The organism is Lactobacillus kimbladii (assembly GCF_000970755.1).
Taxonomy (GTDB): domain Bacteria; phylum Bacillota; class Bacilli; order Lactobacillales; family Lactobacillaceae; genus Lactobacillus; species Lactobacillus kimbladii.
In genome coordinates this window covers 1,563,906-1,583,605 of sequence record NZ_KQ034007.1, presented here as the reverse complement: position 1 = coordinate 1,583,605, position 19,700 = coordinate 1,563,906, and the positions used below count along the sequence as shown (strand labels likewise).

15 protein-coding genes and 1 riboswitch are annotated in these 19,700 nt (G+C 34.9%); of the genes, 13 read left to right on the top strand and 2 right to left on the bottom strand.

What is annotated here, in order from left to right:
* Positions 1-100 precede the first annotated feature (100 nt).
* The 3 genes from JF75_RS07965 (at position 101) to murQ (ending at position 4,138) form a co-directional block, all read left to right on the top strand.
* Positions 101-1,153, top strand: coding sequence for a DUF871 domain-containing protein (locus JF75_RS07965; RefSeq protein ID WP_046332551.1), 1,053 nt, complete (start codon positions 101-103; stop codon positions 1,151-1,153).
* Positions 1,154-1,259: 106 nt separating this feature from the next.
* Positions 1,260-3,224, top strand: coding sequence for a glucose PTS transporter subunit IIA (locus JF75_RS10380; protein ID WP_084605766.1), 1,965 nt, complete (start codon positions 1,260-1,262; stop codon positions 3,222-3,224).
* Between the two features lie 14 nt (positions 3,225-3,238).
* Positions 3,239-4,138, top strand: a complete 900-nt coding sequence (gene murQ / locus JF75_RS07955; protein WP_046332550.1) for an N-acetylmuramic acid 6-phosphate etherase — start codon at positions 3,239-3,241, stop codon at positions 4,136-4,138.
* Positions 4,139-4,351: 213 nt separating this feature from the next.
* Here the strand turns inward: murQ and JF75_RS07950 are convergent, their stop codons facing one another.
* Positions 4,352-5,638, bottom strand: a complete 1,287-nt coding sequence (locus tag JF75_RS07950; protein WP_046332549.1) for a PTS sugar transporter subunit IIC — start codon at positions 5,636-5,638, stop codon at positions 4,352-4,354.
* A 15-nt stretch (positions 5,639-5,653) separates the two neighbouring features.
* Complete coding sequence (locus tag JF75_RS07945; protein WP_046332548.1) at positions 5,654-7,042, bottom strand: glycoside hydrolase family 1 protein; 1,389 nt, start codon at positions 7,040-7,042, stop codon at positions 5,654-5,656.
* A 75-nt stretch (positions 7,043-7,117) separates the two neighbouring features.
* A riboswitch (purine riboswitch) is annotated at positions 7,118-7,216 on the bottom strand.
* A 362-nt stretch (positions 7,217-7,578) separates the two neighbouring features.
* On the opposite strand from JF75_RS07945, the gene JF75_RS07940 reads away from it, so the two are divergent.
* The 10 genes from JF75_RS07940 (at position 7,579) to JF75_RS07895 (ending at position 19,697) form a co-directional block, all read left to right on the top strand.
* Entirely contained in the window at positions 7,579-8,550 is a 972-nt protein-coding gene (locus tag JF75_RS07940; RefSeq protein WP_046332547.1) for a ribose-phosphate diphosphokinase, read from the top strand.
* 164 nt (positions 8,551-8,714) lie between these two features.
* Positions 8,715-10,316 (top strand): ATP-binding cassette domain-containing protein, encoded by a 1,602-nt coding sequence (locus tag JF75_RS07935; RefSeq protein ID WP_046332546.1) that lies wholly within the window; start codon positions 8,715-8,717, stop codon positions 10,314-10,316.
* Positions 10,306-11,889: an ATP-binding cassette domain-containing protein gene (locus JF75_RS07930; RefSeq protein ID WP_046332545.1), complete on the top strand. Its 1,584-nt coding sequence runs from the start codon at positions 10,306-10,308 to the stop codon at positions 11,887-11,889. Before JF75_RS07935 ends, JF75_RS07930 begins: the two co-directional genes overlap by 11 nt.
* Before the next feature lie 25 nt (positions 11,890-11,914).
* A complete protein-coding gene (locus JF75_RS07925; protein ID WP_046332544.1) occupies positions 11,915-13,519 on the top strand; it encodes an ATP-binding cassette domain-containing protein in 1,605 nt (534 codons plus the stop codon).
* A 153-nt stretch (positions 13,520-13,672) separates the two neighbouring features.
* On the top strand, positions 13,673-16,216 hold the full coding sequence (locus tag JF75_RS07920) for a sigma 54-interacting transcriptional regulator (protein WP_046332543.1): 2,544 nt from the start codon (positions 13,673-13,675) through the stop codon (positions 16,214-16,216).
* 135 nt (positions 16,217-16,351) lie between these two features.
* Positions 16,352-17,134 (top strand): ChbG/HpnK family deacetylase, encoded by a 783-nt coding sequence (locus tag JF75_RS07915; RefSeq protein ID WP_046332542.1) that lies wholly within the window; start codon positions 16,352-16,354, stop codon positions 17,132-17,134.
* Entirely contained in the window at positions 17,134-17,550 is a 417-nt protein-coding gene (locus tag JF75_RS07910) for a PTS sugar transporter subunit IIA (protein WP_046332541.1), read from the top strand. The genes JF75_RS07915 and JF75_RS07910 overlap by 1 nt, the downstream gene beginning before the upstream one ends.
* A 16-nt stretch (positions 17,551-17,566) precedes the next feature.
* On the top strand, positions 17,567-18,064 hold the full coding sequence (locus tag JF75_RS07905; protein ID WP_046332540.1) for a PTS sugar transporter subunit IIB: 498 nt from the start codon (positions 17,567-17,569) through the stop codon (positions 18,062-18,064).
* Between the two features lie 2 nt (positions 18,065-18,066).
* Positions 18,067-18,885: a PTS mannose/fructose/sorbose/N-acetylgalactosamine transporter subunit IIC gene (locus tag JF75_RS07900; protein ID WP_046332539.1), complete on the top strand. Its 819-nt coding sequence runs from the start codon at positions 18,067-18,069 to the stop codon at positions 18,883-18,885.
* Positions 18,885-19,697, top strand: a complete 813-nt coding sequence (locus JF75_RS07895) for a PTS system mannose/fructose/sorbose family transporter subunit IID (RefSeq protein ID WP_045928545.1) — start codon at positions 18,885-18,887, stop codon at positions 19,695-19,697. Before JF75_RS07900 ends, JF75_RS07895 begins: the two co-directional genes overlap by 1 nt.
* Positions 19,698-19,700: the final 3 nt, after the last annotated feature.

The window sequence follows — 19,700 nt, the reverse complement described above, 5'->3', positions numbered from 1 at the left end:
AAATTAACTCACGGCTTTTTGTTTGTGTACATGTTTTAACAAAATAAAATAGTATAATGGTCCATGTAAGTGATTTCACACTAAGGGAGAAATAGAATAAATGCTGGGTTTTTCGATTTATCTAAACCGTGATCTAACGGCTGATGATTATAATTACATACTTGCGATGCGCAATGCGGGATTAACAACTATTTTTACTTCACTTCATATTCCTGAAGATGATCCCAAAGTAATATTAAAAAGATTAGCAGAGCTGACCAAGTGGTCTAAGAACTTAGAAACTGCTGTTATTGCTGACGTTTCTGAAAGTGGTATGGCAAGGCTAGGGCTGACACTTGAAAATGAAGAGCAGATTGAAAGCTTGGGCTTGTCTGGCCTTAGAATAGACGATGGCGTGTCTCCAGCTACTGTAGCAAAGCTTTCTCAGAAAATGCCAATTGCTCTGAACGCTAGTACTATCAATGAAGATGACGTCACAGCTTTACGAGAGCATGGTGCCAACTTCGAAAATTTGCAAGCTTGGCATAATTTTTATCCGCGACCAGAAACCGGTCTAGATTCAAATTGGTTAAAAGAGAAAAATGATTGGTTACATCACATGAATTTAGAAACAATGGCATTTGTTGCAGGTGATGATGTTCTGCGTGGACCTATTCACGCTGGACTGCCAACTCTTGAAAAGCAAAGAGCAGAGAATCCTTTAGCTGCAATGTTGGAATTAAAACACTTAGCTTGTGACCATGTTTTTATTGGGGATGCCTCTTTATCACCGCAAATGATTGCTATTTTTAAAAATTACACTAAAAAGCAGATTATTACACTTCGCCTTGATGAAAACTTGCCTGAACTATTTAATTCTGAATGGCATAATCGTCCGGATGTAGCGCGTGATGTAGTAAGGTTAACGGAGGGGCGTAGCCGTCAGTTATTTGATGTCACACCCCAGAAAAATCCCGGGGCTCGAGCTAAAGGAACAATTACCTGTGATAACAAATTATATTTGCGTTATCAGGGTGAATTACAAATAACTAAGCGTGATTTACCTGCTGATGAGAAAGTTAACGTATTGGGACACGTGGTAGCTGATGATTTACCACTTTTGAACCAAATAGATGCAGGGCAGAGCATCATTTTCATTGCTGCAGGTTATTAAAATGGTATAATCCACTAAAACATGATTTTTAATAATTAATTATCATAATTTGCAAATTGGTCTAATAAATAATATACTTATTTTGTCTTTAAAAAAGGAGGAAAAAATGAGTACAGATAAATATTCCGAAATAGGCCAAGAAATCTATGATCATATTGGTGGTATTGCAAACGTTAAATCTTTATACCATTGTATGACCAGAGTGAGAATTACGGTCAGGGATAAATCTAAAGTGGATTTAGCTGGTTTAAAACAAGTTAAAGACATTTTGGGAGTAGTTGATGGTGAAACGCTGGAAGTAGTTTTAGGTCCTGGTGTAAATGCTAAAGTTGCTCAAAGCATGGTTAATGCAGCTGGAGTAAATGAAAATGATCCTTTTCCAGATGTAACAGCTCAGAAAAGTTCTTATCAAAAAGACAAGAGCGAAGTTATGGAGAAAGCTGAAGAAGTTCACGCAGCCCATAAAGCCAGCTTAAAGAAAACATGGTGGCGTATTGTCTTACAGCATATTTCGGCTATCTTCATACCTTTAATTCCAGCATTTGTTGGTGCCGGTTTAATTTCTGGTGTATCAGGTATTTTAAGAAATATGTTGACAGCCAAAATGCTGCCGGCAAGCTGGAACCTGGGCATCACCGTTTTAGGTGTGATTGCCAATGGACTATTTGCCTACTTAAATATTTATGTTGGTATTAATGCTGCTAAGGAATTTAATGCCACACCTGGACTTGGTGGTATCATCGGTGGAGTGGTAATGCTGCCCGGTGTAGTAGCTCCTATGGTAATACCAAATATTTTTAATGGTCAGCCGTTAGCTGCTGGACAGGGTGGTATCATCGGAGTTTTGCTTGCAGTATGGCTTCTGTCATATGTTGAAAAATTTTTCCACAAATACATGGCTGATTCAGTTGATATTATTTTTACTCCATTTTTAACTTTATTAATAATGGGACTAATTACTATTTTTATCATTATGCCTTTTGCTGGTTGGGTTTCAAACTCACTTATTGGTGGAATTAACTGGGTCTTAAAGGTTGGTGGACCTGTTGCCGGTTTTATTTTAGGTGCAGTGTTCTTACCAATGGTTATGTTTGGCTTACATCAAATTTTAACGCCAATTCATTTGCAAATGATTCAAAAGATGGGTTATACGCCGCTTTTGCCTATTTTAGCAATGGCGGGTGCCGGACAAGTAGGTACTGCAATTGCTTTATGGGTTAAATGTCGTAAGAACAAAGAATTAACTAAACTAATTAAGGGGGCTTTGCCCGTCGGAATTTTAGGAGTAGGCGAACCACTAATTTACGGTGTTTCTCTTCCTTTAGGCCGTCCCTTCATTACTGCATGTTTAGGTGGTGGTATTGGTGGTGCCGTTTTAGGAGCCTTCGGCAATGTCGGCTCAATCGCTATTGGTACATCTGGTATTGCCTTAATTCCGTTAATTGCCCACAATAAAGCATTAAATTATTGTATTGGTCTTTTAGCAGCTTATATTGGCGGCTTTATTCTAACTTATTTCTTTGGCGTACCTAAGAGCGCTGTAGTTGCTAAAAATGAGGATGGCTCTTTTGTTAATCCCGAGGATAATGAAACAAGTCACGAAAGTGTGGCAGTTAATTTAGCCAGCCCTGTGAATGGTGAATTGGAAGAATTATCTGCTGTAAAAGATGATGTTTTTGCTCAAAAAATGCTGGGGGACGGCTTTGCTGTAATACCTGATAATGATGGTAAAATTGTTGCTCCAGTTGATGGACGTATTTTAACAATTATGGATACGAAACACGCAGTTACAATGGAATCAGATCAAGGTCCATTGGAATTAGTCTTGCATTTTGGAATTGACACTGTTGAATTAAAGGGTGCTCCATTTGAAATAAAAGTAAAAAGTGGACAGTATGTTAAACGCGGTGACGTTATTGCTCAAATGGATGTTCCAGCTATCAAAGCTGCGGGCAAGCCAACAGACGTGATGGTAATGATTAACAATATGGAAGATGTCACAAGTATTTCTCCTATTGCTACAGGCAAGGTTACTGCAAATCAGATGGTTGCCACTGTAAAAACTAAATAACTAACGGATAGAAAATGAAAATTAAAAACTTAGAAACTGAAGCCCGAAATCCTGCAACAACGCACATTGATACGATGTCTACAATGGCTATGGTCAAAACAATCAATGCTGAAGATCAAAAAGTAGCTCGAGCTGTTGCGCGAGCCGAAAAACAAATTGCACTTGCAATTGATGAGTCTGCAAAAAGATATGGCCGGGGTGGTCGTTTAATCTATATTGGCGCAGGCACCAGTGGACGATTAGGCGTACTTGATGCGGCCGAGCTTGTTCCGACTTACGGTATTAAGCCAGAAAGAGCAATTGGCTTAATTGCAGGCGGTAAAAAAGCTATGTTTGCTGCTGTAGAGGGTGCAGAAGATTCGGCGTCACTGGGGGAAGCTGACTTAAAAAATCTTAAATTAACGGCAAATGACATTGTTATTGGCTTAGCTGCCAGTGGTAGAACACCCTATGTACTTGGAGGCTTACAATATGCCACAGAAGTAGGTGCTTTGTCTATAGCGATTGCTTGTGTGCAGAAGTCTGAAATTGGTCAAAAAGCTGATATACCAATAGAAGCTGTAGTTGGCTCTGAAGTGATAACTGGCTCAACTCGTATGAAAGCCGGTACTGCTCAAAAAATGATTTTAAATATGATCTCAACCGGTGTAATGATCAGACAAGGCAAAGTTTATCAAAATGTGATGGTTGATGTGCAACCGACTAATGATAAGTTAGTCGATCGTGCTTGCCGTATTATTAGTGAAACGGCAGCAATATCTCCTGCTAAGGCTCTGAGTTTCTTAAGAAAAGCTGATAATGATGTTGCTCTTGCAATAATAATGGCTAAAACTGGTAAAAATAAACAGGAAGCTGCTCAATTGTTAACTGAACATCATGGTATTGTCAGTGAAGTTTTAGAGAGTTCGAATTAAAGTTTCGGTTAAGTGCTCCTTAATAATTAAACCTTTAATTATTAGGAACACTTTTTCTATACTAAATAATATAAAAAGAAAATCTTAATTATTAACTCAAGGAAAACATCTTTAAATAAAAAGAACTAATTTCGCTTGCATATTGGAAATTAGTCCTCAATAAAACTTAATAACTTTTTTTAATTGGATAAGAAATTAGCTCTAAACATGTTACTAACTGTTTTCTTCTTTTAATAAGCTTCTTTCGTAAATTTTCATGAATGGGTAATACATTAAGCCATCAATTACAATCAATAATATTACTAATATCGGAGCCCGCCAATCCATAGTTGATAAAAATGCTCCAATTGGGGCTGGCATTTGCCATGAAAATAGTGCAAATGTCTTTTTCACTAGTCCAAATGACATTGAAAGGTAACTGAGAATAGCGTTAACCGTGGAGGTAAAAATAAAGGGAATGAAAAAGATTGGGTTTAGCATCAACGGGGTACCAAATATCATAGGCTCAGAAATTCCAAATAGTGCTGGAATTAAACCCACTCTGCCCACTGTTTTTAGTTGCTTAGATTTCGAAAATGACATTATAATCGCTAAAGCTAAGACAGAACCGCAGCCACCGATAATAACAAAGTAAACCCAAAAAGGAGTAGTGAAAATTCTTGGTAGTGCTTTGCCTGCTAACTTAGCGCTAGCATTGATAGAGAGATTACCATCACGAATTGGCCCCAGAATACCAGCGAGAGCAGCATCGTGAATACCAAAAAACCAAAAGAGCTGTACTAAAATAGTTAAAAAGATTGTTGCTGGCAAGCTGTCTGCAACCTTAAAACTTGGTGATAAGAAGCTGTAAATGGCTTTAACTGCTGTAGTATGGTTTGCTTGACAAATTATAAAAATAATTGCGTCTACTGCTAAAATTACTAGTGCTGGAACAAATGAAGCAAAACTTTCTGATAAAGCTGATGGCACTCCTTTAGGCATCTTAATACGACCAAAGTCGTGCTTACGCATTGCGTGGTATGCTTCCGTTGTTAGAATAGCAATCAAAATGGCAATGATAATTCCACGGCCATCCCAATAGCTAATGTCTGCAAAGTTCCCAGTAAAGCCGAGTTTTTTAGGATCAAAAACTAACATAAAAAATCCTGCTAAAGAAAACATGATAGGTGATAAAGGATTTTCTTTGTAATGCTGGCATAAAAAGTAGGTAATACCAACGCAAATAAAAACAGACATTGCGCTCATCGAAACGGAACTTAGCCAAGTAAGTATTAAAGCATTCTTTTGGGCAAAGTGAGCCCAAGCTATTAATAAACCATTACTATGTTTGGTAACAGGTGGCGCAGCACCAATTATGACAAAAATTGAACCAAACAATGTGATTGGTAGAAGTGTCATAAAAGTATCTCTAATAGCTGCAAGATGACGTTGATTGGCCATTTTATTAGCAAATGGTGTAATGTGTTTATCCATCCAAGAAGTAATTTTTGTAGTTTCCATGTTCAATCTCCTACTTTAGTATTCCCTACGTTCAATCAATTTACCATTTGAATTAATAATTTTTTTGTACCAAAAGTAGGAAGCTTTTGGCTTACGCTTTAATGTTGAAAAATCGACGGCCACTAAGCCATAACGTTTTTCGACCCCGTTCATCCATGAATACAGATCAAATGGGGACCAGGTAAAGTAACCTCTGACATCAGCTCCTTTGTCTTGTGCATTCATCAAAGCATTTATGTGATCATTCATAAAGGAAATGCGGTAGTCATCCTTAACTTCATTTACATTAATATTTTCGTGAAAGCCAACACCATTTTCTGTCACAAAGATAGGCAAATGATATTTTTGGTACGCACGAATTAAGCCATCCTCTAATCCTTTCGGATATATTTCAGTGTCCCATTCAGTGTATTCACTATTCGGATCCATTACCTGTTCAAACCAATTTTTGATTCTCATTTGGGTTGAGCCTTTTTTACCGGAATTATTAAATACCATTTTCGTTTCTCCGGACGTATATGGTTTTACTAATGTACGGGCGTAATAATTTAAACCTAAAAAATCAACTTTATTTTCCGCTATTGTTTTTAGAAGGTCAGGCTTCATGAAAGAAATATCATTAGTTTCACTAAGTTTAGCTAGCAAATCAATGGGAAAACTACCTAGTGCAGCGGTATCTAAAACCCAGTTGTTAGCATAATTATCAGCATTCCGCATGGCGATTTTAGTTTCAATCGTATCATCTATACCATCAATTGGAGAATAACTATGAACAATACCTATTTGTCCCTGAAACTTTCCCTGACGAAATTTTTGAATGGCCAATGCATTAGCATACATCACGTTAAAGCCGCAAATAATTGTGTGTTGTAAATCATGCTCAGCTGGCGGATAGTTGCCAATCAAATAGCCATTGACAGTAAACCATTTGGGTTCGTTAAAAGTTGTCCAGAGTTTAACTTTGTCACCAAAAGCTTCAAAACAGACTTCAGCGTAGTGGGCAAAAGCACGACTAGTGTCAAGATTGAGCCAGCCACCAACTTCTTGCCAGTACTGTGGTAGGTCCCAGTGATAAAGTGTCACAAAAGGCGTTATGCCATTTTTAAGGCAACAATTAATTAGTTTATTGTAAAACGCAATTCCTTTCGGATTAATGTCCCCAGCACGATTTTTGATAATGCGGGGCCAAGACAAAGAAAAACGGTATGCATTGTGACCACCATCCTTCATCATTTTGATATCTTCTTCAAAATGATGATAATGATCGCTAGCTACATCACCGTTTTCTAAATTATTTTCATGTAAATAATGATCCCACATGGATTCAGCCTTATCATCAATATTCCAGGCACCCTCACACTGATAGGATGCTGTAGCGCCGCCCCAAAGGAAATTACTATTCATATTTGCCTCCACTTCATAAGTAAAATACAAAAAAGTCTTTTTCTAGTGCATAGAAAAAGACGAAAGAACGTAAAAGTTCTCTTTACCTTTATCTATAGTACGTAATTTACGGTTCACGTGTAGAAACTGCCGACCTCATTTCGACATTATATAGATATTTGTTTATGTTTTGAATTTTAGCAAAGTAAAAGTTTTTCTTCAATGACTTTTTGATTCAGAAAAATAATATCAGCATGGCTAAATGAGCAATAAAGCAATATTCATATAGCTAAGATAAGTGATAAAATATTTTTAATTTACAAGCGCAAAAAATGCCTAAACGCTGAACTCGATGTGGATAATTTTTTCAGAATAGTAATTATCTTAATTTTAGTATTACTGAAGTTTACTTTAAAACTTCAGTAATTTACTACACAAACTAAGATTCAGGGCTTGAATGTCGTTCGTTAAAGTTGAATAATAATATAGGAAGTAACTTTTTCAGACAACTTTTGGTAAAATAATAAGTTGTTAACAATTTTAATACGGAGGAAATTATGTCTTATAAAGACAATATGATGTTGTTTGCCCTCAATTCCAATGTTCCGCTGGCGGAAAAAATTGCACAGCGGGTGGGGGTACCCCTGAGTAAGTCCAGTGTTCAACGCTTTAGCGATGGTGAAATTCAAATTAACATTGACGAATCTGTCCGGGGTAAAGATGTCTATTTGATTCAGTCAACCAGTGTACCCGTTAATGATAACCTAATGGAATTATTAATCATGATTGACGCTGTGCGTCGGGCAAGTGCACAAACAATTAATATCGTGATTCCTTATTATGGTTATGCTCGCCAAGATCGTAAGACTAGACCACGTGAACCAATCACTGCTAAGTTAGTTGCTGACATGTTGCAAGAAGCTGGAGCTACCAGGGTCTTGTCACTTGATTTACATGCACCACAAATTCAAGGATTCTTTGATATCCCTGTTGACAACTTAATGGGTGCACCACTACTTGCTGATTACTTTTTGAGAAACAATTTGCAAAAAGATGCTGTTGTCGTTTCACCTGATCATGGTGGCGTAACGCGTGCCCGCAAGTTAGCAGAGTTCTTAAAGACGCCAATTGCCATTGTTGATAAACGCCGTCCACGTGCCAATGTTTCTGAAGTAATGAACATCATTGGCAATGTCAAGGGCAAGCGTGCAATCATTATTGATGATATGATTGATACTGCGGGTACGATTACTCTAGCTGCCCAAGCTTTAATAGATGCTGGGGCAACTGAAGTTTATGCCAGTGCTACGCACGCAGTTTTATCAGGACCTGCTATTCAAAGATTGAATGATTCTCCGATTAAAAATCTGGTTCTAACTGATTCTATTAATCAACCAGTAGAAAAGAAATTGGAAAAAACTCTTCTGGTATCTGTTGGTCCGCTTATTGGGGATGCAATTAAATGCATTCAAAAACATGAACCACTCAGTCCTTTATTTAACACTAGATACGAAAAAGATAAACATTAATTGAATACAGAATTTACTAAGATCTGCTTAACTTAAGCAGATCTTTTAGTTTGGCAGAATTACCACTTAGTCAGCTTTATTGACCCCTTAGTGAAATTCTATTGCATTTAAAATAAAATTAAAGTTTAATAAAAACATACCAAAGATGAAAGGATAAAAGAGCAATGTCACTTAAAGATCTTTTTAAAACCAATATTTTTCGTGGTGTTTTTATTTTAATAATTTTCTTATGTTATGCTATTTGTGGAACATTGGCAACATACCTTTTTAAATATGCGATCAATGATTTAACCAAAGGCAATTGGGATAGATTTGTATTTTGGTTAGTCATTGATTTTACTGTCTCAATCCTTACTGTTTTGTCCTTACCACTGGGAACCTTTTTGTTTAATAAGCAAGTTCAAGAATGCTTACATAATGTTCGTTCCCAAATAATGCGGCGGTATTACAATTCTGGCGGTTATAAGGTATCAGAAATACAAAATGAGTTAGGTAATAATCTCAAGATTTTAACAGACGATTATGCTACGCCTTGGATTCAAATTTGGACCAACTTGTTAAGTCTTATCTTCGCAATTGGTACATTGATAACTCTTCACTGGTCATTAATTTTATTTGTTGCTGTAGCGGCAATTATTGTGTTGACTCTACCTAAAATTATGACAAAAAAGTTATCTAATTCCACAGCCGCAGCAGCCAAGAAAAACGCACAGCTTTTAAATACAATTGAAAATTGGTTTTCTGGTTTAAGTGAATTGCGCAGATACAGTGCAAGTGGCCGATTAGATAGAGCACTTGGTCAAGATAGTCGGAAACTGGCAGAAGCCAATGTTTATAGAAAAAAAGTACAAGGGATCTCGATTAGTATTAACGGCTTAGGTAATGCTATTGGTCAAATTGGGTCAAGTTTATTCAGTGGACTACTATTTTTTAAGCATATAATCACTTTGGGTGATTGGTTTATAGCAGGTAGCTTTGCTTCAACCATTTTTAATGGTCTCTGGGAAGTTATCAACGCAATGACGCAAATGAGATCAACCAAAAAGTTACGTCAGGAAATTGCTGATTTAACAAAACCAATACCTGAAAAAAAGCCTGGAACGGTTGTTTATGGTGTTGAATGTCACAATTTGAAAGTGCAATATCAAAATGGAGAAAGTATATCTTATCCTGATTTTACTATTAATAAAGGCGATAAGGTCTTACTTTCAGGAGATTCAGGCACAGGTAAGTCAACTCTATTCAAAGTCCTGCTGGGACAACTTAAGCCCAAAACTGGTGAGGTCTACTTTACTGCTCAAGACGGGACTAAAATTCCGCCTCAGCAAGCTCGACTAGGTTACATAGCACAAGATGCAACGCTCTTTCCTGATACTATTGCAAATAATATTACGATGTTTAACAGTAAACTGGTTAGCAAACTAAAAGAAGCTGTTAAAAAAGTTCAATTGGTGCCAGATTTAGCCAAGTTTCCAAATCAAATTAATACAACGGTCGATTTAGATCAAGGCAATTTATCAGGTGGACAAAGACAAAAAGTAGTTTTGGCCAGAGCCGAAATTCATGATGAACCATTTTTGTTACTTGATGAAGCAACTAGTGCAGTTGATAGTAAATCTACCAGTGAAATTATTGGCAATTTGCTCGATACCGATAAAACACTTTTAATGATTGCACATAACTTCAGTCCGGAACTAAAAGACAAGTTTGATTATCAAATCAATTTAAAATCAAGTAAAAAATCAGGTAATCAAAATGACAATTAAAGAATTTTATAAGATAAATCCTTTACGCTTTATTGTTTTACTTTTAATCAATATTGGTTTATATGCACTGCCAATTCTTGGTACTGTACTCAGTATTATAGAAACTACGGCAATTCAACAAGGCAATTTTAAAATATTTTTAATTGTTAATGTATGTGCTTTTGTATGTTTAATGGCAGATTATCTACTGCAAGGGCTGTCACAATATATTTTGTCTCAGCAGGAAGAGCAATATAATGTTGCAATCAGGGATAAAACCACTAAACATTTTTATGCAGATCAAAAAGACCATGCAGTAGCACAAGTTCAAAACCGGTTAACGAATGATATAGTTCAAAGTCAGCAAAATTATATTACTCCTTTTTTTAGCTTAATTGAGGGAGTAGTCATTATAGTTTCTACCATTATATTATTGGTTTCATTACATTGGAGTTTGCTTGTTACCATATCAATAATGGTACTAATCTCCTTAATTTTGCCAAAGCTGTTGGAGAAGCCCTTGCAAAATTCAATGATTCAAGTTTCTAAGACCAACCAAAAATATCTAGATTGCCTGGAGAAATGGCTTAATGGACTTGCAGAAATACAACGCTATTTTAGTGGTGCAAAATTATTTAAGGTAACGAGTAAAGCTGCTAAAAATTTAGAAGATGCTAATGTTAAACAGAATGGTGCTATGCAACTACTAACCGTAATCAATGGCCTAGTATCGGCTATTTTCTCTTTGATTTTATTTTCATTAGTTGGTTATTTGTTTCAACAAAAACTAGTTGTGTTTGGTGCCATTACCGGAGTGGGCAACTGCCAATCATATTTGAGACAAGGAATTCAGATTATAGTAACCTCTTATGGGAAAATGAAGGGGTCCGAAACTCTAAATAAAGAAATTGCTAAAACAGCGACACCAGTAAAAAAGGTGAAAACTGCAAAAAAGGTAAGACCAGTCGCTATTAGCACTCACAATCTTAATTTAAAATTTCCCAATGGTGAAAGGTTGCAGTTTCCTGATATTAATATTGAACAAGGTGAAAAAATACTGTTGACTGGAGATTCAGGAGCTGGCAAATCAACATTGTTTAAACTTGTTTTAGGACAAATCAAGCCAAGTTCTGGACAAATCATATTTAAAGATAAAGATGGTTCAAGGATTAATCCAGATATGAGTAAAATTGGCTATATTCCGCAAGACCCTGTGCTTTTTCCGGTAACTATTGCTGATAACATGACTATGTTTTCCGATAAATTAAAAAGTGCACTGTCACAATTAGTTGAAAAAGTTCAACTTGCTGGCGATATTGCCAAGTTTGATGATGGTTTAGAACAAAAAATCGATTTAAACAAATTGAATATTTCTGGTGGTCAAAGACAAAAGATTGTTCTAGTACGAGCTTTAGTCCATCAAAGTGAAATTTTTTTGATTGATGAAGGAACCAGTGCTATTGACCAGCAAGCGACAATGCAAATTTTGCGGGAAATCACATCGAGTTCTGCTACAGTAATCTTTATTGCACACAGCTTTAATGATCAAATGAAAGAAATGTTTGACAGAGAAATTCACTTAACGAAAACATAAAGCAATAAAAAGGAGGTAAGATATTATGACAATTAAGGACTTTTATAAGCAAAACCCTTTACGCTTCATGATACTAATTTTGATTACCGTTTTAGAGTGGACTTTACCAATTGTAACTACACAATTAATTATGCTTGAAACCACAGCAATTCAGCAACAGAAATTCCAACAGTTTTTAATTATAAATGTCATTTCATTTATGCCTTTCCTATTTCAATATATAATACAAGGACTGCATGCGTTCCTTCTATCAAAACAACAAGAGGAATTTAATTTTCATATCAGAAAAAGATCTGTATCTCACTTTTATGCGGATCAAAAAGAGCATTCTGTTGCCCAGATTCAAAATCGATTAACAAATGACCTGAATCAGAGCCAAGAAAATTATTTTGCACCATTTTTTAGTCTAATTGGTGGTGTTATTAATTTAGTATCTGTAGTTGTTCTGCTTATTTCATTACACTGGAGTTTACTTCTCACAATTATTTTGATGGTGGCTATTTCGTTAGTGTTACCAAAATTATTAGAAAAGCCACTACAAAATTCAATGACCAAGATATCAAAGAGTAATAATCAATATCTCGATTGCTTAGAAAAGTGGCTTAATGGCCTTGAAGAACTACAACGTTATTTTGCCGGAGGAAAACTATTTAAAGTAACTAATGATGCAGCTAAAGAGCTAGAAGATGCTTATGTCAAGCAAAATGGGGTTACACAATTACTAAGTATAATTAATGGATTGGTATCAGTTTCTTTTTCATTAATTTTATTCTTACTAGCGGGTTATTTGTTCCAAGCTAAAATAGTAGCATTTGGTGCAATCACTGGAGTAGGCAATTGTAATTTCTACTTAAGGCAAAGTATTCAAATCATAGTTAGTCGCTATGGACAAATAAAGGGCTCCAAAACTTTAAATCAGGAGATTGCCAAAACGGCTGCGCCAGTTAAAAAAGAGCAAACTGAAGAAGTAGCAACTCCTGCAGAAATTAGTACCCATGATCTTAGTTTGCAATTTCCTAATGGTGAGAGTCTGATGTTTCCTGACATTAATGTTAGGTCAGGCGAAAAAGTGCTTCTGACAGGTGATTCTGGGGCTGGGAAATCAACTTTGTTTAAACTCATTCTCGGACAAATCAAACCAACTTCAGGGCAGATTGTTTTTAAAGATAAGGATGGTGCTGTTGTTAACCCAGATATGAGTAAAATTGGCTATATTCCCCAAGATCCTGTGCTTTTTCCGGTGAGCGTTGCTGACAATATGACGATGTTTGTAGACAAATTAAAAAGCGCTTTACCGTCATTGGTTGAAAAAGTACAATTAGCAGGTGATATTGCCAAATTTGATGAAGGATTAAATCAAAAAATCGATTTGAATAAGTTAAATATTTCGGGAGGGCAAAGACAAAAAATTGTTCTGGTGCGGGCTTTAGTTCATCAAAGTGAAATAATTTTGATTGATGAAGGAACTAGTGCAATTGATCAGCAAGCTACTATGCAAATCTTGCATGAAGTGAAGTCCACTCCTGCTACCGTTATTTTTATCGCTCACAGTTTTAATGAACAAATGAAACAGCTATTCGACAGAGAAATTCATTTGGTCAAAAATGTTAATTCAAATAGCAAAAGGTAGATTATTATAAATGGCAAATCAGTATCTATTATTTCAATATTGATTTGCCTTTTTCTAGTATCTGTGTAATAGTGAATTCAATATCAATGAACATTCCAAAAATATAAATATTATTACCTGTATATGGTAGTTAAACATTTGAGGAGTGGTTACATGAGAACAATTGACAAAGTTTATCAGGTATTAGCGAATAATACTTCTAAAAAATATACAACAACACAAGTTGCTCAAGAGTTAGGACTAACAAGAGGAGATGTTAGTACTTATCTGACAAAATTATTTCAAAGAGGGAAAATTAATAAAACTGGCACCAGACCATTTTATTGGCAAGCAAAAAATGATAGCGGCAAATTTAAGAAAATGATAGGTGTTGATGGTAGTTTAAAAAAATTAATTGCCAAATGTCAGGAAACAATATTATATCCTCCTAATGGAATGCCACTATTAATTACCGGTCCTAGTGGAGTAGGAAAATCTTTCCTAGCACGACTAATTTTTGAGGAAGCTAGAAGACAGAAAGTTATTTCACCCAAAGCAAAATTTGTGGTTTTAAATGCCGCTGATTATGCCAATAATACGGAGATATTATCTTCAGCTCTTTTCGGATATAAAAAAGGTGCGTTTACAGGTGCCGATCACGATAGTCTTGGGTTAGTTGATCAAGCTGATCAAGGCTATCTATTCTTAGACGAAGTGCATCGCTTAAATTTTGAAAGCCAAGAAAAATTATTTTCCTTGATGGATTCCGGTCAGTTTTATCCTTTAGGAGAGAACAAAAAGCCTCATCGAGTACAAGTTCGATTTTTATTTGCAACTACAGAAAATGTAGATAATATTCTTTTAAAAACTTTTCTACGGAGAATCCCGCTACAAATATACATGCCTAAATATATTGACAGGCCACTTAACGAACGTTTACAGATTGTATTACAAGCTTTTGTGAAAGAAGCTCAGACAGTACATCGGCAATTAAAAGTTGAACAAAATATATTAAATAAGCTTTTGCAAAAAGATCTTCCGGGTAATATTGGTTCAATTCAAAATGAAATTAAGCATCTTTGTGCCTCTGCTTTTGCCGAGAATCCTGTTGAAGACCCCATAATAATAGGTCAACCAAACGAAGCACTTCGCTTAATTTCTTCTGACTCAGATGTGATAAGTTTTGGACGAGATATAATCGATTTTGTACCAAAAATTAAAAAGGTAATTTCAGAGATTAAACTATTTCTGCAACAAGAAAAAACTGCTGCAGAAATAAATATTATGATTTTTGAGATTCTAAATGATTGGTTTAAATTGACCTCAGTAAATAATGCGGGCAATTTGAAGCGAAACTTCATCCAAAAAATAGGCTCAAAATATGGTGTGAATGTTGATTTTGCAAAAATTGATTGGCAAAAAAGCTCGCAGATAATCGAATTAATTACATTGGTTTATGATCAATTTGATGATGAAGATGCTAGTTTGATTAATTTATTACGTATGAAATTTCCCCGCAGTATATATTTATTTAATCAGTTTATGCAATCTGTTTTGCCAGATAAAAAAATAAAAGATTTTACTTATATATTATTTTTTCCTTTATTTGGTTCAATTTCTCCCAAAATAGAGGAAATTAATTATAATGCAATTTTACTTGCACATGGGAAAAAGACCGCAACAAGCATCCAAGCAGTGGTGAATTCTCTTTGTGGTAATTATATTTTTGAAGCTTTTGACATGCCTATCGACAGCTCAATTAAGCAAATTAATAGCAAAGTTCAAGAATATTTAGATCAACAAGGAAAAAACACTGTCGGAACAATTGTTTTATTTGATATGGGCTCTTTGAATCAAATGTTTAAAGAAATCAAATCAATTTCAAACAAAGAACTTTTGGTTATAAATAATATCACGACTGCTATGGCTCTTGATGTGGGCTTGAGAATTCAGCAAAAACAAAAGTTCAAGGAGATTGCAAAGGCTAGTACAAAATATGGAGAAACTACAGGTTCACAATATTATCAAGGCTTTTCAGATCAGAAAAATGTTATTGTTGCATGTATGTCTGGAGATGGCGTTTCTCGCGAAATCAAAAAAATCATGGACAATACATTGTCGGGTAAGTTAAAAATTATTACCGTTGATTATAAAAAATTACGTCATCTGCTTGATCAAGAAGATAGGCTCTTCTTTAGCAATACGGAATTCGTATTAACAACTACAGAAATTAGAAATAAAATTCCTATTGAGATTATTGATATATATGATGTTTTAGATAAAAGTGGTGCCTTGCATTTGACAACGCTTTTAGAAAATAGTGGTGAAAAATTAACCCAGATTAAAGTTATGATTGAACAATTCATACGATTTTTCTCAATTGCGGGAATACGTGAAAGATTACAAATTCTAAATCCAGATGTTGTAATTGAAGAAGTCCAGTATATTACTAAACGTTATGAAAAATATTATAATATTGAACTTGATGAAAAAACTCGATTAAATTTGTATACTCACATCTCATTAATGATTGAGAGAATGGTTTTAACAAAGAGAGAGTCTAAAGATCTCGTTAGTATTAATTCTGAAACTGAAAAAGAAAAAGAATTTTTCTCTATTTCAAAAAATATTTTTAAAAGTGTAGAAATTAAGTACAACATCATTATAGAAGATTATGAGATTAGCCTGATTTATCAATTATTGTCACCGTTTATATAAAGGATAGTGCTGAATATAAGTTCAGCACTATCCTTTTTTTATGCTAAAAAAGGCTTTCTATCAAAGATGGCATAATTTTTGCTAATAGTTAAGTGTTCATTGATATTATCAACTTGAAGGATGTGTTTTATAAAAATGAAATTAATTATTAGGGCAGATGACTTTGGATTTTCTGAAGGAGTTAATTATGGAGAGCTTGCTGTCTTAAAAACAGGATTAGTCAAGAGCATTGGCTTAATGGTTAATATGCCGGGAACAAAACAAGCTTTACATATAACTAATAAATTCCCAGAAGTATGTCTTGGGCTTCATGCAAATTTGGTGGTCGGCAGACCTAGTGCTGATCCTAATATTGTTGGGAGCCTATTACAGGAAAATGGTGATTTTATTAGCTCTAAGACATACCGCAGGTTATTAAAGGAAGGTAAGGAAGTCTTTACTGATGAAGCTGCTGTCAGAATTGAAGTCGAAGCACAAATTAGCAGATTTTATCAATTGACGGGAAAATTGCCTGAGTATATAGATACTCATGCTGTTCATTCTGATCATCTTTATTCTGTAGTCAGGAAGTTAGCTAAAAAATACAACATGGTATTTTTAGCAACTGATCCCAAATTTAGTGCAAATTTGTCTGCTAATCCTACAAGATTATCCAGTTCTGCTAGTTTTTATCAACAAGGTGGGAATCCAGATAATTATATTAATCTGATCGGTAATGAGATGGTAAAAAATAAAAACAAATTTTCATATATTGTGATTCATCCTGGATATTTGGATGACATAGTTTTGGCTAAATCTTCATTCACACAAATCAGAACCCATGATGTAGCAATGATAAAATCAAAAAATACTAAAAAATGGCTTGAAGATCATCAAGTGCAACTTCTTTCCCATAGAGCTTTGAAAGAGGTGAAATAATGACTAAGTTTTTGTTTGTGACACACGGTCATATGGCCACTGGAGTTAAAAGCACGTTGGAAATTATTACTGGAAATTGTTCTAAATTGACTGCAATAGATGCATATGTAGATTCAAAAAACGTTGTTGTAGCTGTCAAAGAGTATTTTGATCAGCTCCTAGATGATGAACAATTGATAATGTTAAGCGACATTGAAAATGGCAGTGCAAATCAGCTACTTTATAAGTATTTGTCCAGACCAAAAACATTTTTGATAACTGGAGTCAACTTACCACTGTTATTACAAATAATACTTAATGATAATCCAGAATTAACGGAAAATGATTTAAAGAAAGCTATCGATGAAGCTAAAAATTCCATTAAATTGTTCAAAGACTATGGTACTGATGATGACGATGAAGGCAGTTTTTTTTAGAAAGAGGTAGATCAAATTGATTAAATTTGTGAGATTGGATGAAAGACTAATTCATGGCCAAGTAGCTGTAAAGTGGATTAAGCAGTTTAATATTACTCATGTAATAGTAGCAAAAGATTCGCTAGTAAAAGATAACTTAATGAAAAAGACGCTCAAAATGGCAGCTCCTGAAGGAACTAAGGTAGCTGTTCAAAGTATTGCTGGTACTGCAAAGATGTTGCAAAATCCTAAAGCAGATAATGCCAAAATAATGTTAATTGTAGATAATCCAGCGGATGCTTTAGAATTAATCAGACAAATTCCCCAAATAAAGGAAATAAACGTTGGCAATTATGGCAGGAATTCAATCAATCATGAACCTGATGAGCGTAAACAATTGACAAAAAATATTTATGTAAATGGTAAAGAACGCCGAGAATTTAAAAAATTAGTCGAAACTGGTAGATTTATATATTTTCAAACTGTACCTGAAGATAAAAAAGAAGATTTAAAAGATATCTTGGGAGGAAAATAATTATGGAGGTATCAATTGCATTATTAGCTACGCTTTCTTATTTTATCGGTAATGCGATCGATCGTTGCATGGGTTGGCAAACGTTTGAACGGCCAATAGTTGCTGGAACTTTAACTGGTATTTTATTAGGCGATCCTGAAACTGGAATTTTAATGGGAGCCTCATTAGAAGCTATTTTTATGGGGATGTCACCTATTGGTGGAGCAATCCCAGCAGATCCTTTTCCCACAGCTGTGATTTGTGTTGCATACACGATTGCCACAGGTTCAAAAATGGGTGTGGCAATCGGTTTATCAATACCAATTGGTGCTCTAATGCAGACTGTAAAAACGTTATGGGCTCCGGTTTTAGCTTCTATGTCAGCTTATTGGGAAAAGCTAGCTAAAACAGGTAATGTTAAAAAGTTTAGAAGATTATCAATTCTGCAATCAATTTTTGGGGATCGTTTACCCATATTTTTTGTTTTATTTTTTAGTATTGCATTTGGAACGAAAGGTCTGCAAAGTCTTTTCGCAATGCTTCCAGATTGGGTGATGAGAGGATTTACTGCTGGTGCTGGAATGATGACAGCAATTGGTTTTGCAATTTTAGTTAATATGATTTGGGATAATAAAATTGGTATTTTCTTAGTTTTTGGCTTTGTCTTAGCGAAGTACTTAAAACTTCCAGCTCTGCCAATAGCAATCATAGTAGCTACAATTGCTATGGTTTATTTCCTGGTCATGAGTAATACTATTAGTAATACTATTTCGAACAAAAATGAAACTATCAAGACTAAACCTAATGCTAAAAACGAAGATGAAGAGGAGGACTTTTTCTGATGAGTAAAATTAATGCACATGATAAAAAAGTTTTGAAAAAAATGTTTTGGGGTTCAGGTCTCGCTTTTTCTGGATTTAATGTTGTTAAAATGCAAGGTAATGGCTTTACTAATACTATGGGACCTGCTCTTGAGGATTTATTTCCTGATGATGCTAAGTCTCGTGGTGAGGCATTAGCGCGAGCCAATGGTGTATTTAATACTAATAATACAATGTTTGGTCTGTTGGGCGGATTAACTTATGCATTAGAGAAAGATCGAGTCAAGAATAATAATGTAACAACGGATACAATCGAAAGTTTAAAAGTATCATTAATGGGACCAACTGCAGCAGTTGGTGATTCATTCATTTTTAATTGCTTACGTGTAATAATTGCCGGGATTGCAATTAGTATTGCTAAAACGGGATCGATCTTTGGACCACTTTTATTTATTGTATTATTTGGTGGATTGGAATTAATGATTCGTTGGTATTTATTAGTAGCTGGTTACCAGTATGGTACTACTTTTATTGATAAAGTATTTAATTCTGGATTGCTTAAAATAATTACAACTGCTTCATCAATGCTTGGCTTATCTATGGTAGGTGCAATGGTGGCTACCACCGTTAATGTTCCACTAAGTTTATCATTTAAGTTTGGCAAAGAAACACTAAAATTAAGTAGTATTTTTGACCAAATTATGCCAGGATTATTGTCTTTAATCCTTCTCTTTACAATTATGTATTTAATGAAAAAAGGTTTTAAACCAATGACATTGGTTTTGGGATTACTAGTGGTATCAATTGTTCTAGCCTTTTTAGGGATTTTTTAATTT

Excerpts from the sequence above, each read along its gene's own strand:
- JF75_RS07965 (WP_046332551.1), top strand. The coding sequence starts at position 101 with ATGCTGGGTTTTTCGATTTATCTAAACCGTGATCTAACGGCTGATGAT.
- JF75_RS10380 (WP_084605766.1), top strand. The coding sequence starts at position 1,260 with ATGAGTACAGATAAATATTCCGAAATAGGCCAAGAAATCTATGATCAT.
- murQ (WP_046332550.1), top strand. The coding sequence starts at position 3,239 with ATGAAAATTAAAAACTTAGAAACTGAAGCCCGAAATCCTGCAACAACG.
- JF75_RS07950 (WP_046332549.1), bottom strand. The coding sequence starts at position 5,638 with ATGGAAACTACAAAAATTACTTCTTGGATGGATAAACACATTACACCA.
- JF75_RS07945 (WP_046332548.1), bottom strand. The coding sequence starts at position 7,042 with ATGAATAGTAATTTCCTTTGGGGCGGCGCTACAGCATCCTATCAGTGT.
- JF75_RS07940 (WP_046332547.1), top strand. The coding sequence starts at position 7,579 with ATGTCTTATAAAGACAATATGATGTTGTTTGCCCTCAATTCCAATGTT.
- JF75_RS07935 (WP_046332546.1), top strand. The coding sequence starts at position 8,715 with ATGTCACTTAAAGATCTTTTTAAAACCAATATTTTTCGTGGTGTTTTT.
- JF75_RS07930 (WP_046332545.1), top strand. The coding sequence starts at position 10,306 with ATGACAATTAAAGAATTTTATAAGATAAATCCTTTACGCTTTATTGTT.
- JF75_RS07925 (WP_046332544.1), top strand. The coding sequence starts at position 11,915 with ATGACAATTAAGGACTTTTATAAGCAAAACCCTTTACGCTTCATGATA.
- JF75_RS07920 (WP_046332543.1), top strand. The coding sequence starts at position 13,673 with ATGAGAACAATTGACAAAGTTTATCAGGTATTAGCGAATAATACTTCT.
- JF75_RS07915 (WP_046332542.1), top strand. The coding sequence starts at position 16,352 with ATGAAATTAATTATTAGGGCAGATGACTTTGGATTTTCTGAAGGAGTT.
- JF75_RS07910 (WP_046332541.1), top strand. The coding sequence starts at position 17,134 with ATGACTAAGTTTTTGTTTGTGACACACGGTCATATGGCCACTGGAGTT.
- JF75_RS07900 (WP_046332539.1), top strand. The coding sequence starts at position 18,067 with ATGGAGGTATCAATTGCATTATTAGCTACGCTTTCTTATTTTATCGGT.
- JF75_RS07895 (WP_045928545.1), top strand. The coding sequence starts at position 18,885 with ATGAGTAAAATTAATGCACATGATAAAAAAGTTTTGAAAAAAATGTTT.